Annotated in this window: 16 protein-coding genes and 2 other annotated features; of the genes, 2 read left to right on the forward strand and 14 right to left on the reverse strand. The window is 38.5% G+C overall.

What is annotated here, in order from left to right; all coding sequences use genetic code 11:
- Nucleotides 1-83 precede the first annotated feature (83 nt).
- Complete coding sequence (gene sspI / locus BN1082_RS21340; protein ID WP_090637979.1) at nt 84-290, forward strand: small acid-soluble spore protein SspI; 207 nt, start codon at nt 84-86, stop codon at nt 288-290.
- A 172-nt stretch (nt 291-462) separates the two neighbouring features.
- On the opposite strand, the gene BN1082_RS21345 is transcribed toward sspI, so the two are convergent.
- Together BN1082_RS21345 and BN1082_RS21350 are read right to left on the reverse strand one after the other, a co-directional pair.
- The gene (locus tag BN1082_RS21345; RefSeq protein ID WP_090637982.1) at nt 463-1,548 is read right to left on the reverse strand and encodes a M42 family metallopeptidase; all 1,086 of its coding nucleotides are present in this window, start codon (nt 1,546-1,548) and stop codon (nt 463-465) included.
- Between the two features lie 72 nt (nt 1,549-1,620).
- Complete coding sequence (locus tag BN1082_RS21350; protein ID WP_090637984.1) at nt 1,621-2,115, reverse strand: dUTP diphosphatase; 495 nt, start codon at nt 2,113-2,115, stop codon at nt 1,621-1,623.
- 94 nt (nt 2,116-2,209) lie between these two features.
- On the opposite strand from BN1082_RS21350, the gene BN1082_RS21355 reads away from it, so the two are divergent.
- The gene (locus BN1082_RS21355) at nt 2,210-2,578 is read left to right on the forward strand and encodes a sigma-w pathway protein ysdB (RefSeq protein ID WP_090637987.1); all 369 of its coding nucleotides are present in this window, start codon (nt 2,210-2,212) and stop codon (nt 2,576-2,578) included.
- Here BN1082_RS21355 and BN1082_RS21360 read toward each other — a convergent pair.
- The 12 genes from BN1082_RS21360 to BN1082_RS21415 form a co-directional block, all read right to left on the reverse strand.
- The gene (locus BN1082_RS21360) at nt 2,575-2,847 is read right to left on the reverse strand and encodes a DUF1294 domain-containing protein (protein ID WP_090637989.1); all 273 of its coding nucleotides are present in this window, start codon (nt 2,845-2,847) and stop codon (nt 2,575-2,577) included. The genes BN1082_RS21355 and BN1082_RS21360 overlap by 4 nt on opposite strands.
- Before the next feature lie 61 nt (nt 2,848-2,908).
- Nucleotides 2,909-3,265, reverse strand: coding sequence for a 50S ribosomal protein L20 (gene rplT, locus BN1082_RS21365; protein WP_090637992.1), 357 nt, complete (start codon nt 3,263-3,265; stop codon nt 2,909-2,911).
- Nucleotides 3,266-3,300: 35 nt separating this feature from the next.
- On the reverse strand, nt 3,301-3,501 hold the full coding sequence (gene rpmI, locus BN1082_RS21370; protein ID WP_090637994.1) for a 50S ribosomal protein L35: 201 nt from the start codon (nt 3,499-3,501) through the stop codon (nt 3,301-3,303).
- 17 nt (nt 3,502-3,518) lie between these two features.
- Entirely contained in the window at nt 3,519-4,022 is a 504-nt protein-coding gene (gene infC / locus BN1082_RS21375; RefSeq protein ID WP_141650902.1) for a translation initiation factor IF-3, read from the reverse strand.
- A gap of 113 nt (nt 4,023-4,135) precedes the next feature.
- Nucleotides 4,136-4,268: a sequence feature (ribosomal protein L20 leader region), on the reverse strand.
- A gap of 178 nt (nt 4,269-4,446) precedes the next feature.
- Nucleotides 4,447-6,381, reverse strand: coding sequence for a threonine--tRNA ligase (gene thrS, locus BN1082_RS21380; protein WP_090638001.1), 1,935 nt, complete (start codon nt 6,379-6,381; stop codon nt 4,447-4,449).
- Between the two features lie 180 nt (nt 6,382-6,561).
- Nucleotides 6,562-6,805: a binding site (T-box leader), on the reverse strand.
- A gap of 124 nt (nt 6,806-6,929) precedes the next feature.
- Nucleotides 6,930-7,808, reverse strand: coding sequence for a putative sporulation protein YtxC (gene ytxC / locus BN1082_RS21385; protein WP_090638003.1), 879 nt, complete (start codon nt 7,806-7,808; stop codon nt 6,930-6,932).
- 129 nt (nt 7,809-7,937) lie between these two features.
- Complete coding sequence (gene dnaI, locus BN1082_RS21390; RefSeq protein ID WP_090638006.1) at nt 7,938-8,867, reverse strand: primosomal protein DnaI; 930 nt, start codon at nt 8,865-8,867, stop codon at nt 7,938-7,940.
- Between the two features lie 12 nt (nt 8,868-8,879).
- Nucleotides 8,880-10,280 (reverse strand): replication initiation and membrane attachment family protein, encoded by a 1,401-nt coding sequence (locus tag BN1082_RS21395; protein ID WP_090638486.1) that lies wholly within the window; start codon nt 10,278-10,280, stop codon nt 8,880-8,882.
- Nucleotides 10,281-10,459: 179 nt separating this feature from the next.
- Nucleotides 10,460-10,921, reverse strand: a complete 462-nt coding sequence (gene nrdR / locus BN1082_RS21400; protein ID WP_090638008.1) for a transcriptional regulator NrdR — start codon at nt 10,919-10,921, stop codon at nt 10,460-10,462.
- A 91-nt stretch (nt 10,922-11,012) separates the two neighbouring features.
- Entirely contained in the window at nt 11,013-11,411 is a 399-nt protein-coding gene (locus BN1082_RS21405; RefSeq protein ID WP_090638011.1) for a hypothetical protein, read from the reverse strand.
- 108 nt (nt 11,412-11,519) lie between these two features.
- The gene (gene speD, locus BN1082_RS21410) at nt 11,520-11,894 is read right to left on the reverse strand and encodes an adenosylmethionine decarboxylase (protein ID WP_090638014.1); all 375 of its coding nucleotides are present in this window, start codon (nt 11,892-11,894) and stop codon (nt 11,520-11,522) included.
- Nucleotides 11,895-12,383: 489 nt separating this feature from the next.
- Nucleotides 12,384-13,415 (reverse strand): glyceraldehyde-3-phosphate dehydrogenase, encoded by a 1,032-nt coding sequence (locus BN1082_RS21415; RefSeq protein WP_090638016.1) that lies wholly within the window; start codon nt 13,413-13,415, stop codon nt 12,384-12,386.
- Between the last annotated feature and the right edge of the window lie 331 nt (nt 13,416-13,746).

The raw sequence follows: 13,746 nt of genomic DNA on the forward strand, positions 1-13,746 counted from the left end.
TTACATTATAGCCTATCTAAAATACATATTAAAACCAAAATAAGGCATTCTATTAAAGAAAAATCAAGAAAAGGAGTAGAATGATGAACCTTAATTTACGAAATGCGATTATCCATAATGTTTCCGGCAATTCTCAAACACAATTAGAAGATACAATTGTTGATGCCATCCAAAGCGGTGAGGAAAAAATGCTACCTGGTTTGGGGGTCTTATTTGAAGTCATTTGGCAAAATTCATCTGAAGATGAGAAAAAAGAGATGCTTACCACTCTTGAAAACGGGTTAAAGTAATAATTTTTTATCAAAGCTGCCGTGCTTAGTCGACCGGCAGCTTTATATTTGTATCTTTCGTTAAGATATCTGCGGAAATTTTCATTATATCTGCGAAAAAAATTGATTTATCTGCGATCCAATAAAAAGTCCAAAAAAAATCCCCGACAAAAGTACCGAGGATTTACAGTTATTATTCAAATGTTATCTTATCGACAGTCTCACGATCAAGCCGCTTAATGACTTCGACAATCAGTTTAACAGTGTTTTCGAAATCGTCACGGTGTAGCATTGCTGCATGGGTATGGATATAACGAGTAGCAATCGTAATCGCAAGCGCCGGTACACCGTTGTGAGTCATATGAATGGAGCCGGCATCCGTACCGCCGCCAGGAATAGCATCGAATTGATAAGGAATGTTTAACTCGTCAGCCAAATCAGTGACAAAATCGCGCAAACCTTTATGAGAAACGAGCGATGCATCATATAGGATAATTTGTGGGCCTTTGCCCATTTTGCTCATCGCTTCTTTTTCAGAAATTCCAGGAGTATCGCCAGCAATTCCAACATCAAGAGCAAAGCCGATATCAGGCTCAATTTTGGAAGCAGCTGTACGGGCACCGCGCAAACCAACCTCTTCTTGAATCGTTCCAACACCATAAACAACGTTTGGATGGTCAACACCCTTTAGCTGCTTCAAAACATCAATCGCAATCGCACAGCCGATGCGATTGTCCCAGGCTTTCGCTAAGAGCATCTTCTCATTGTTCATAACCGTAAACTCAAAATATGGCACTGCCATATCTCCAGGGCGGACGCCCCATTCAAGAACTTCATCTCGGCTTGTTGCACCGATATCAATGAACATATCCTTAATTTCAACTGGTTTTTTACGGGCTTCAGGCGATAAAATATGCGGAGGTTTAGACCCGATAATACCAGTGACATCACCTTTTTTCGTAACGATGGTAACGCGCTGTGCGAGCATGACTTGTCCCCACCAGCCGCCAACTGTTTGAAACCGAAGGAAGCCCTTATCATCAATTTGCGTGATCATAAAGCCGACTTCATCTAAGTGGCCGGCCACCATGATTTTCGGACCGCCCTCTTTCCCCACCTTCTTGGCAATTAAACTGCCAAGTCCATCGGTTGTCATTTCATCCGCAAATGGTTCTATGTATTTTTTCATGACTTCGCGAACTTCACGTTCATTGCCGGGAATCCCTTTGGCATCCGTTAAATCCTTTAACATGGTCAGTGTTTCATCTAGTTTTGCCATTTTTGTGCCCCCTTTTTATGTATGTACGGCTTTAATTATACAAAAGTAATCGATAAAGTTACAAATATTCTGCTAATAATTATTTTCTTGTCTCTGATAATTTACTTTATTTTTTGTAAAATATGCATCTACAATTTCTTCATTAGTTATACCAAGCAGCGCAGCCAATTGTAGGTAAGCTTCAAATAAAAGGAGATAATCTTTAAGACTTTTACTTTTATGAAAAATATGAACCCTTTCAAAAATAACATGGAACTGATCCGTTACATTTAAAGCTGGAGCATCTTCTATGACCTCTTTGAGTGTCTGATGAAAACCGCACTCAATTCCAAGTGATAGGATAAAATGAATGCCGTCGACAAACTCCTCAAGGATTACTTCCTTCTCGGAAGATGGTTTCACACTCCAAAACTTAAAACAGCGGGTTTCATTTGCTAGTTCACCTATTTCCACAAGCAAGGCCAGAGACTTCCGCGAAAATAAATCTTCCTGCTGCAATTGGTGCTTTTCTTCAATATGGTTGTCCAATGCTTGCTGCATTTGAAATAATGTTTCAAGCTGTAGCATATTAAAAATCACTCCTTAAAAAAATTATTACAAAATAAGTGAAACTTTTTCCTCGTTATATCGTATGAATAGAAAAAAGTCAGGAGGCTTTACCATGGTCTGGCTGTTACGCTTACTCCTATTACTAATTATTATATTCTTTTTCTATATGGCTCTTAAGTACCTTTTTACCCCCAAAAGAAGGCTTGAAACGGCACGTAAACAGAAACGATTTTTACTTATTGATAATGAAGATGTTAGAAAGAATTTCTTTCTCACCTATAAAGGAACCGTGTTTACAGGGGAAAAATACAAGGGGACTACAGATACAACCTATGATGTTATTTCCATTTCCATTCGGTCTGATGATCCAGAATCGCTTAAGGGTTTTAGTAACGATGATTTTTATTTTATTGATAAAAAGATCCTGGAAAAATACCCGAAAGCGGAAATTCATTGGAAAAGTCCTGTTAAAGAGTTTTAACGTGAAAGGATAGCACAAGAAAGAACTATTTCCAGGATCGCAAGTAGTGGAAAACCAATTTTAAATGAAAGATGCTTCGTTTTATGCCGATATACCTGCATACCAATGGTGGTTCCTATTGCCCCTCCGAAAATTGCCACAAGCCATAGCGTTCTTTCCCGTATGCGATATTTATGCTTAATGGCCCTGTTTTTATCAATCCCCATGATCATTAGCCCAATAATATTCATGATCAAAAGGACTGCGAATACATAAGTCCTGCCAGCCATGCTCTCAACTCCCTAATAGAAAAAGCCATTCTCGTTCGAGAGAATGGCTATAAAATAATTATTAATTAAATTGTTTCTTAGCAGCGTTTGCTAATTCAGCAAATGCGTTCGCATCACTTATTGCTAATTCAGCAAGCATTTTGCGGTTTACTTCGATCTCTGCAAGCTTCAAGCCATGCATTAAACGGCTGTAAGAAAGACCGTTGATACGAGCTGCTGCATTGATACGAGTAATCCAAAGTTTGCGGAAGTCGCGTTTTTTCTGGCGACGGTCACGAAATGCATACATTAATGATTTCATAACCTGTTGGTTAGCAACTTTGTATAATGTATGTTTGGAACCGTAATAACCTTTAGCTAATTTAAGAACTTTTTTACGACGTTTGCGAGTAACTGTACCGCCTTTTACACGTGGCATATAATTTCCCTCCTAAATAAATCGATCTAATATGATTACTTAACGTATGTTAATAATTGACGAATGCGTTTGAAATCGCCTTTAGAAACAAGAGATCCTTTGCGAAGTTTACGCTTAGCTTTTGTTGATTTGTTAGCGAATAAGTGGCTTGTATAAGCATGGTCACGCTTTAATTGACCAGTCCCAGTTTTCTTAAAACGCTTTGCAGCGCCGCGGTGAGTTTTCATTTTTGGCATTGTGATAATCCTCCTTATTACTTGTCGTTTTTAGGTGCTAAAACAAGAAACATGCTTCGACCATCCATTTTTGGATGTGATTCAATCGTCGATATTTCCTTGCACTCATTAGCAAAACGGTCTAGCACACGCTGACCAATTTCTTTATGGGTAATCGCCCGGCCCTTGAAGCGGATTGAAGCTTTTACCTTGTCGCCTTTTTCCAAAAACTTAATAGCATTACGAAGCTTTGTATTAAAATCGTGTTCATCAATTGTTGGGCTTAAGCGAACCTCTTTAATGTTGATGATCTTTTGATTCTTACGAGCTTCTTTGTCTTTCTTCTGCTGCTCGAATTTAAATTTGCCATAATCCATAATCCGGGCCACCGGAGGCTTAGCGTTTGGTGCTACAAGTACCAAATCAAGATTCACTCGTCCGGCAATCTCCAACGCATCGTTTTTAGATTTAATTCCCAATTGCTCACCATTTTGATCAATAAGGCGAACTTCGCGAGCGCGGATACCCTCATTTAACAACATGTCTTTGCTAATAATTAGCCACCTCCAAGGTTTATTCGAATACAACAATCGGGTCAAGAAGCATTACCATGCTAATCACACCATGTTGAATCGACAAGTATCATTGCTTTTAACATACAAAAAAAGTGCAGATGAATTCACCCACACTTTACGAACATAATTAATAAATTAAAAGTTCATGTAATACCTGTCAACTGCTCGAAACAGCGTCAATCAGGTGAGAAGCGGGTGCTTCTTCTTTTCCCAAAAAGTATTCAATTTTTACCTTAGTAACTATAACATATGCAAAGACGTCGTGTCAAATAAACATTTCCACAACAACGAAAATTATTGTAACAAAAATAAAGGAATTATTCAATAGGGCATAAATAAAAAAGAGGGTGTCCCAAAAGTATAACTTTTAGGAGCACTCCTTTTTTACAGTTTATCCTTTATTTACTTCAGCCTTTAATGCTGCTAAGAACTCTGCAAATGGCTTTGTTTCTGACTTTTGCTCACCATATTTACGGACATTTACGGCATTGTCCTCTACTTCCTTGTCCCCAACGACAAGCATATATGGGATTTTTTGCATTTGTGCTTCGCGAATTTTGTATCCGATTTTTTCATCCCGGCCATCTAGTTCTACGCGGAAGCCTTCACTTTTGAGCTGTTCTTTTACTTTTCTTGCATAATCATAATGTGCTCCAGGGGAAACAGGAATAACTTGAACCTGAACCGGTGCCAACCAAGTTGGGAAAGCTCCTTTGTATTCTTCGATTAAGTAGGCTACAAAGCGTTCCATTGTTGACACGACCCCGCGGTGGATAACGACTGGGCGATGCTGCTTACCGTCTTCACCAACATATGTTAAATCGAATCTCTCAGGAAGTAAGAAATCCAATTGGACAGTTGAGAGCGTCTCGTCTTTACCTAAAGCAGTTCTTACTTGAACATCAAGCTTAGGGCCGTAGAAAGCAGCTTCTCCTTCCGCTTCAAAATAATCAAGACCAAGGTCATCCATCGCTTGCTTTAACATGCTTTGTGCTTTTTCCCACATAGCATCATCATCAAAGTACTTTTCCTTATCCTGCGGGTCTCTGTAAGATAATCGGAATGAATAATCCTCTATATTAAAGTCCTTATAAACCTCTAAAACCAGTTGGACAACGCGCTTAAATTCATCTTTAATTTGATCCGGACGGACAAAGATATGGGCATCATTCAACGTCATCCCGCGAACACGCTGTAAGCCCGATAGTGCACCGGACATTTCATAACGGTGCATCGTGCCAAGCTCAGCGATACGAAGCGGCAGTTCACGATAACTATGAATACCATTTTTATACACCATCATATGATGTGGACAGTTCATTGGCCGAAGTACCAATTGCTCATTATCCATTTCCATTACTGGGAACATGTCTTCCTGGTAGTGATCCCAGTGACCGGAGGTTTTATATAAATCTACGCTTCCCATGATAGGCGTATAAACATGGTCATACCCTAGGCTGATTTCTTTATCGACAATATAACGCTCGACAATACGACGGATGGTTGCGCCTTTCGGCAGCCACAGTGGAAGCCCTTGCCCAACCTTTTGGGAATTCGTAAACAGGTCCAATTCTTTTCCAAGCTTACGATGATCACGTTCCTTTGCCTCTTCTAGCAGGCGAAGATGCTCAGCCAAATCTTCTTTCTTGAAAAAGGCTGTACCATACACACGCTGCAGCATTTTATTTTTGCTGTCACCGCGCCAATAAGCACCAGCAATGCTCAATAGCTTGAATTCTTTAATTTTTCCTGTTGATGGAACATGGATACCACGGCAAAGGTCAAAAAATTCGCCCTGCTCATAAATCGTCACCGTTTCCTCATCAGGAATGGCTTCAATTAGTTCAAGCTTGTAAGGGTCACCAAGTTCTTTAAAAAGCTGGACAGCTTCGGAGCGGCTTACTTCCTTGCGAACAACCTCTATGTTTTCATTGACGATTCTCGCCATTTCCTTTTCAATTGCCGGCAGGTCTTCAGGAGTTAATGACTCTTCAAGGTCCATATCATAATAAAATCCGCCTTCAATAACTGGACCTACACCAAGATTTACATGTGGGTAAAGTCTTTTCACCGCTTGAGCCATTAAGTGTGCCGTACTGTGCCTTAGCACTTCTAACGCTTCAGCCGATTCTGGCGTAACGATTTCTATTGAACCATCTTCTAAAATTGGACGGCGAAGATCGACCATTTGTCCGTTCCATTTACCCGCGATCGCTTTTTTCTTAAGGCCTGGGCTAATAGATGCGGCAACATCTTCCGTTGTTGTTCCGATTGCGAACTCCTTTATTGCACCATCAGGAAACGATAATTTAACAACGTCTGACATAACAATTCCTCCTATTAGAAAAGCGGAAGCGCTTTGCCCAGGGGCGACAGGCATAAGACAAGCCGGCATGAAGGTTGCTTTTTTAACCTTCAGGACGGATTGGCTTATGAACCGAGCCCCTAGGCGCTGGAGCTAGACACTTCTCAAAGTTTTTTTAAAAATAAAAAACCCGTCCCTAGGAAAAGGGACGAGTTTGGTATACACGTGGTTCCACCCAATTTTTCACTTATCATAAACCTATGATGAAAAGTGACTTTAGGACAGGTAACGGCTGTTTTCCGTCAACAGTTACATACCTTTACAAGGTGTTCACTGCTGAAGTTTAAAGGTGGTAAGTATTTAATCCGAAATAGGAGCTTTTCAGCCATGGGCTCCCTCTCTGAAATCCGTAAAAAAATACTATTGTCCTTATCATTACTTTTGCTGTAATTATGATGACTAGCTTTAGCACCAAGGCACTTTAGCTTTTCGTATTATGTACGTTATTATAATGATTCTTTTTTGAAAAATCAACTTCATAAGTCCTGTTTTTCCAATATTTTTGTATTTTATGCATGACCGAAAGCAGAATCATCACTAAAAAGCCATTTTTTGGTTTCACGGAGGGTAGAATACGACTTTATCGTAACTCTTTCTTCAAAAATATTTTTAATTGTTCTAACCAACGGTTCATCTGGATTGGTCGTATAAAGAAAAATATTTGTCGGGGCCAATGACAATAGTGGAGCAATTGAAGCTGAATCCACATATACCGGATGATTCACCAATAATTTTCGATCAATCATTTTAGTTAATTCTGCACGTTTAATTTCCTCAAAATCATCATTATAAAAAGTCACTTCTTCATCAAATAATAAGTGCAGGATGTCCATTTTAGGTTCCCTATTTGCTAAAAATTCCCTAAGCATTTGAACAAACATTTGGTACTCTTGCTCCATTTTATATTCATCAATAGCTATCTCGACATAGTTTTCTAACAATTGAAAGTATGAGCGCAAGCGAAATTTGAAAAAAGAAGCGAATGAAAAGGAGATATTTCCTTGAAAAATTTGATTAATGGATTCGATTACGTTTTTTTCCTCATTTGTATCTTTAAAAAATACGGACAGATCTTTCCTTTGGCCTTCAAGAACAGAATAAATAATCTCAATAATTTGCTGCTGTTCTTCCCAGTCAACATAAAAAAACTGCTCTGCTAAGATGACTCTAAACCAATCTTCACGCTTTATCTTTACAACAAACTCGTAAAAAGCCTCTTTTACATGTTTCATAAAACCAGCAGTGTAGCTTCCTTCCATCAATTTTACTATATGTCGATCTTCAAAAAGAAGAATATTTTGTTTCATTGATTGATCCTTTACAAACATCTGCAAGTGGTTATAAAACTTATTTGCATCCAGCTTGTTTTGGAAGATGATTTCTGCCAACCAAATCCCCCCTACAACCGTATCTCTGTTAAACATATATATGGGGAACTTGACCAAAATAGAAGCTTTAAAATGGATAAATAAAAAGGGACTGCCGCTTATTGGCAATCCACATCTATTAAGCAAATATTATATCCGCCGATTTGGTCCATCCACTAAAACAGGGATGCTTAAACTGCGAATTCGTTCCATAATTCTCCGCGCTTTCATTTTTTCTTCTTCGCCGCGCTGACTGTAGGTTAAATGATGCTCTAGCTCTTGAAAGTTAAAATTAGACGTGAAAAACGTTGGTAGGTTTTCAAGCATCCTAAATTGGAGAATCGGTCCCAAAACCTCATCTCTTGTCCAGCTTGATACGGCCTCAGCACCAATATCATCGAGCATAAGAATAGGTTCATTTTTTAATGCTTCAATTTTTTCATTTAATGTGGAATCAGCAATGGAACTTTTCATTTCCCTTAATAACTCTGGTACATACACAATCATCGAGGAAATTTGTTTTTCGGCAAGTTCGTTTGCAATTGCACCTAATAAATAGGATTTACCTACCCCAAATTTTCCGTGAAAATAGATACCTTTTTGTTTTTTATTTGTTTCATAATTCATCAGAAAATCAGTGGCCTTGTCGACAGCATCCAGTCTTCTGGAGTAGCTTTGAAAATTATCAAAGGTAGCCTCCAATATATCCCTTGGTACATAAAGGCTCTTAATTAGCTTTTCGTTTTTCCTCTTTTCATCATCCATCACTTTTCGTGGACAGCGTTCATAAATTAGATCGATAGAATTTCGGGTTAAAACCAATTCCGGGTGGTAGCCTTTCATCATGTTTATACACCCTTCAAGGCTTGGGCAACGGTCGCAATTTTTGCTTTGATCCTTGAATTCATATAATTTGCTCAAGCTTTTATCAACCATTTCTTGAGTGATTACATCACGATGTTCCGTTATAAAATCTCTTATTTCCGGATCCCTTAATGTATCGTTGCGCATTTTTTCATAACGCTTTTGAAAGTTTTCACTTGAGGCCAGCCGTTTCAATGTTTCATTGATTCTTTCCAAGTTTCCTCCCCCCTATTTCCTAAACGCCTTTAATTTTTCTTCGATTGCCCGTTTTTTCGCTTCAAGCTCAGTATTATCTTCATGTGTTGAATGATCCGGTACAGCCTCTTTTGCATCTTCATTAAACCAATCTGGAAGGGCCTCTGTTCGAATAGGTTTTTGTTTAGATGTTCTTGTAGTCTTTTTCCCTTCTGTCCAGCCAAGGTAAGTACGGTGTTCTTTTTTCGCCAGATCCATTGCGTCTTTAACGGTTGTTATCTGCTTTCTTGCCCAATGTCCAGCAATTTTTTCCGCATATCCCTTTGTTAGCTTCATATCCGTTTTTAACATTACGAACTGTATCAACACATTGATGACACCTGGCAATAGCTTTTGTTTAAACATCACTTCTTCAATAATTTGTATATCGGATTTAGTAGGTTCCCCCCCACCGGAAAGATCCTTTAACACCTGAAGAGGAGATGTCGTTTCTAAATAATGAACTAATTTTTCTTCTTGAGTTTTCGGCTCTGTTAATTGAACCTGAAGGGCGGCAGGCTGCGTTCGCTCCATTAGGCTCGGAAGTGAACCCTGATTTTCATACTGGTACCAATCCCTTGCCCCTTTGCGCAACTCTTCTATATCGATTTCATTGTCCTCATTTAGTGCGCCTAAAATGATATTCTTCATTTTAACCGCATCAATATTATAAAGAAATGCAAGATTGCTTATGATCTCTTTAACCTTTAGAGTTAAAGCCTTTTTAGGGACGAGGGATTCATTTAGGCCTGCCAATAATAGGTCAAAGTCAAATGTATTCAGGCTGACTTGAATCGGCTTTTGTTCCTGCCTTCCTATAAACTGTTGATTCGCTTCTGACTCTAACTCTTCGGAAAGGCCCTGTAGATATTGAATGCTTCCTGGAGCTGCCGATTGAAACACTTCTTGAAAGGCTCTCGTTACTTCAACATATTCCTTTTCTTTTTGCATTTGCTGAACACTAAAAAAGCGTTTAAGGCGGTTATAATGATTTTTCCCTATCTTTCGATACAAATAAATATTTAACATCCCGTCCAAAAAAAATTGTTCGGGAGTTAATGGGGGATGCAGTTCATAAATAAATGAGCGCTCCCCCTCTTCAGTTTTTACAAACGTCTTTAATAGTCCAATTGCCTCCAGCTTCAACCTTGCTTCGTAAATATCCTTTAAATTCATATCTAATAAATTCATCAATAAATGGTGAGTCGAGGATTCAGACCATAACCTATTTTCCTCAAGCTCCACCCAAAGGGTCATATATAAACTAAAGCAGGTAGAACCCACCAAAGGCTGATACAAAAACGTCAGCACCTTTCGGTCGTACTCATGCAGCAACCCATTAGCCGCAACAATATAACGATCAATAGGAATTAACTCCTGCCAATGCTGCGCCATATTCTTCAAACCTTTCCCTATAACTAAATTAACTATCTTGCTCCAACGTTTTTCTAACAAAAAAGAGGATGTCCCAAAAAAAGTGTCAGACCCCTCATCCTACAATATATAGCTGAATTTTACTTAATAAATATATTAAGAGTTAAGCTCGAGGTCAAACCCTTTTTGGGACATCTTCCTTAGGATTTCTCTTTGTTAATCAGTTCCTTTAATTCATCAATAAAAACAGTAATATCCTTAAATTGCCGGTAAACAGAGGCGAAGCGAACATAGGCAACCTCATCCACAGAGGAAAGCCTGTCCATCACCATTTCCCCAATTGCTTCACTTTTGATCTCAGATATTCCTTGACTGCGAAGATCTTTTTCGACACCTTGAGTGATATCCTCTAACTCCTTTAAAGCAACAGGACGCTTTTCGCAGGCCTTTATTAAGCCGCGTAGGATTTTATCCCGACTGAATTCTTCCCTTGTTCCTCCCTTTTTGACGACAATTAAGGGGATTTCTTCAATCTTCTCAAAAGTAGTAAAGCGATAACCACACTCTTCGCATTCCCGTCTTCTTCGTGTCGCTCTGCCCTCATCAACTGGTCGAGAATCAAGCACACGAGTACCATAATTTTGACATGAAGGGCACTTCATTAATTGATCAGCTCCAAATCTTTCCGTTAAATTACAGACTATCTCTTACTTTTATCTTATAAAAAAGAGATAGGTAAAACAAGAAGAAGTATTATACGTTTTTACTGATTCCAAGTAAGGTATGTAATTGATTTAATTTTTCATAATATGAAATAACACGTTTTCTTAAAACAGGATAGGTTCCAGTAAATGAAAATTGTTCAGATGATATGTTAAAATCAACTGCTGTTTCTAATGGCTTCACTGAAACAACAGTAGCAATCAAGAAACAAGGAATGGGTTTATTAACCTCTACAGCTATTTCACCATGCTCCTTTGATACAGTTGTAATCCGGCAATCAGCATCTTCCCTAAATAATTTTTCAACCGATTGAAACAACTGATTTAAATTTGCTTTATAATAATGCGTTTTTAATTGATCATCCGAGTGTCCGTCTTTTGTTTCAAGCTGTTTATTAAATCGCAAGAATAAATCATTAAAAATAGCCATCGTTTTCCTCCAAAAAATTTTTCAGCTACTTCTTATTCTATACTATTTTCATTAGAAAATTAAAAGAGGTGTATAAAATTTATACACCTCTTAAAGACAATTTTTAGATTACAGAACATTTGCCTGTTTAACTTGTACAGGTCCCATACCTCGAGGAATTTCAATGTTTTCCCGAGTTTCTGCATTTAGTGCTTCTGCAATATAATCAGCAGCAATATTTGGATTTAAGTCACCACAAGTATACACATCAATACTTGCATATCCATGTTCCGGGAAACTGTGAATCGTTAAATGTGATTCAGAAATGATGACAACTCCGCTCACACCTTGTGGTGCAAATTTATGAAAAGCAACCTCGCGGATCTCTGCACCAGATTTCAGAGCAGCTTCGACAAAAGTTTGTTCGATAAAGTCCATATTATTCAATTTTTCAAAATCGCAACCCCATAATTCAGAGATTACATGACGTCCCATTGTTTCCATATTCTATTCCCCCTCTTACCTGATATGATTGATTCTTGAAACCTGGTATTGACGGTATCTTCTAATTACCACGGGGGAAAGTTAGTCCAAAGAGGTCCTAACCCTTTAAGCAATTAAACGCTACCTAATTTCAAGAAGTTCACGATGACTAGTATACTTGGTTTATATTTTTTTTGCAATATATCATTAAAAAATTTTTAAAAATCTAAAATATTTTGCACGGTAAACTGGACAAAATCCTATTTTGTCCATAAAAATACGCTCATTACAACTCCATTTTATGCCGTTTATATTAAAACGAAACAAAAAAAGCTGTCGCTAGACAGCCTTTTTAATTGAAATATAAAATTTCAACTTCGAGAATTGTCTAGCTCCAGCGCCTAGCCCCTCGGGTCATAAGCCGCCCCGCTGTGGTGGCTGAGGAGCTGCCTCCTCGCGGTTCGTCTTATGCCTGTCGGGGCTGACCAAGGCGCTTCCGCTTTTCGTATATCAGCCTACTTTTACTTCATTGGTTTTTGCCAATTCTTGAGCAACGTAATGTACCAAGTCGACAACCCGTGAGGAATAACCCCATTCATTATCGTACCATGCCAGCACTTTGACCTTTCTTGAGCCCATAACCATTGTGGAAAGGCCATCAATAATAGCAGAATGAGAGTTCGTATTAAAATCAACAGATACAAGTGGCTCCATCGTGATATCGAGAATTCCCTTTAATGCTCCGTTTGCTTCTTCCCTAAACACACGATTAATATCATCAACCGTAACATCTTCTTTTAAGTCAACAACCAAATCCACGAGCGATACGTTCGGAGTAGGTACACGAAGTGACATGCCATGCAATTTCCCTTTTAATTGTGGTAAAACGAGAGATAATGCTTTGGCAGCTCCTGTTGATGTTGGAATGATAGATTGTCCACATGAACGTGCTCTACGCAAATCTTTATGTGGGTTATCAATATTCTTTTGATCATTCGTATAGGCATGGATGGTGGTCATTAAACCGGATTCAATTCCAAATTTTTCGTCCAGCACCTTGGCAACAGGGGCAAGACAATTGGTGGTGCATGATGCGTTTGAAATAATATCATGTTGGTTAATATCGAACATATCATCATTTACACCCATGACGATGGTTACATCTTCATTTTTACCTGGAGCAGTTAAAATCACTTTTTTTGCTCCTGCTTCTAAATGAAGTGCTGCTTTTTCACGAGAATTAAATTTACCAGTAGCCTCAATTACAACATCTATTCTTAGCTCTCTCCATGGAAGCTGCTCAGGATTTCGATTATCTAACAGTTTAATCCGTTTTCCATTGATAATTAACTCATTATCTAATGGGATTACTTCCCCTTCAAAAGTTCCATGATTGGTATCATATTTGAGCAAATGTGCTAATGTTTCAGCAGGATAGCTCGCATTAATCGCTACAACATCTAGATTTTTTTCAAGGATAGCTTTTCGAAATACCATCCTTCCAATTCTCCCAAAACCGTTAATTGCAACTCTTGCGTTCATTTTACGGCCCCTTCCGCATTAATGTTATACTTTTTGTTTCGTATTAATGTAATTAGTATAACATATTTAATTACGAACGTGACATATAAACTGCGTTATTTTTTAATGTTTTACAATTCAGACAACTTGTTAACTTCCATTCAAAATGTCTGTTAAACTTGCCTGTTGAATTCCAATCAAGAAGCGAGCCTCCTAAAGCAATAAGCCTGCGGGGTCTCCCTTGACCCGTTTTTCCCGCAGGACGTTGAATTAGCATCCTTGAATCAACACCGCACGAAGGAAATGCGATAGCATTTTCGAGGATCTCGAGTCTTCTGCTCCAATCAACATA

The organism is Neobacillus massiliamazoniensis (assembly GCF_001048695.1).
GTDB lineage: Bacteria > Bacillota > Bacilli > Bacillales > Cytobacillaceae > Neobacillus > Neobacillus massiliamazoniensis.

Bases quoted from the DNA above. Each gene is read 5' to 3' on its own strand.
- nrdR (WP_090638008.1), bottom strand. From the start codon at position 10,921: ATGAAGTGCCCTTCATGTCAAAATTATGGTACTCGTGTGCTTGATTCT.
- BN1082_RS21360 (WP_090637989.1), bottom strand. From the start codon at position 2,847: ATGGCTGGCAGGACTTATGTATTCGCAGTCCTTTTGATCATGAATATT.
- BN1082_RS21415 (WP_090638016.1), bottom strand. From the start codon at position 13,415: ATGAACGCAAGAGTTGCAATTAACGGTTTTGGGAGAATTGGAAGGATG.
- BN1082_RS21395 (WP_090638486.1), bottom strand. From the start codon at position 10,280: ATGGCGCAGCATTGGCAGGAGTTAATTCCTATTGATCGTTATATTGTT.
- rpmI (WP_090637994.1), bottom strand. From the start codon at position 3,501: ATGCCAAAAATGAAAACTCACCGCGGCGCTGCAAAGCGTTTTAAGAAA.
- infC (WP_141650902.1), bottom strand. From the start codon at position 4,022: ATGTTGTTAAATGAGGGTATCCGCGCTCGCGAAGTTCGCCTTATTGAT.
- BN1082_RS21350 (WP_090637984.1), bottom strand. From the start codon at position 2,115: ATGCTACAGCTTGAAACATTATTTCAAATGCAGCAAGCATTGGACAAC.
- thrS (WP_090638001.1), bottom strand. From the start codon at position 6,381: ATGTCAGACGTTGTTAAATTATCGTTTCCTGATGGTGCAATAAAGGAG.
- BN1082_RS21345 (WP_090637982.1), bottom strand. From the start codon at position 1,548: ATGGCAAAACTAGATGAAACACTGACCATGTTAAAGGATTTAACGGAT.
- rplT (WP_090637992.1), bottom strand. From the start codon at position 3,265: ATGCCACGTGTAAAAGGCGGTACAGTTACTCGCAAACGTCGTAAAAAA.
- BN1082_RS21405 (WP_090638011.1), bottom strand. From the start codon at position 11,411: ATGGCTATTTTTAATGATTTATTCTTGCGATTTAATAAACAGCTTGAA.
- sspI (WP_090637979.1), top strand. From the start codon at position 84: ATGAACCTTAATTTACGAAATGCGATTATCCATAATGTTTCCGGCAAT.
- BN1082_RS21355 (WP_090637987.1), top strand. From the start codon at position 2,210: ATGGTCTGGCTGTTACGCTTACTCCTATTACTAATTATTATATTCTTT.
- speD (WP_090638014.1), bottom strand. From the start codon at position 11,894: ATGGAAACAATGGGACGTCATGTAATCTCTGAATTATGGGGTTGCGAT.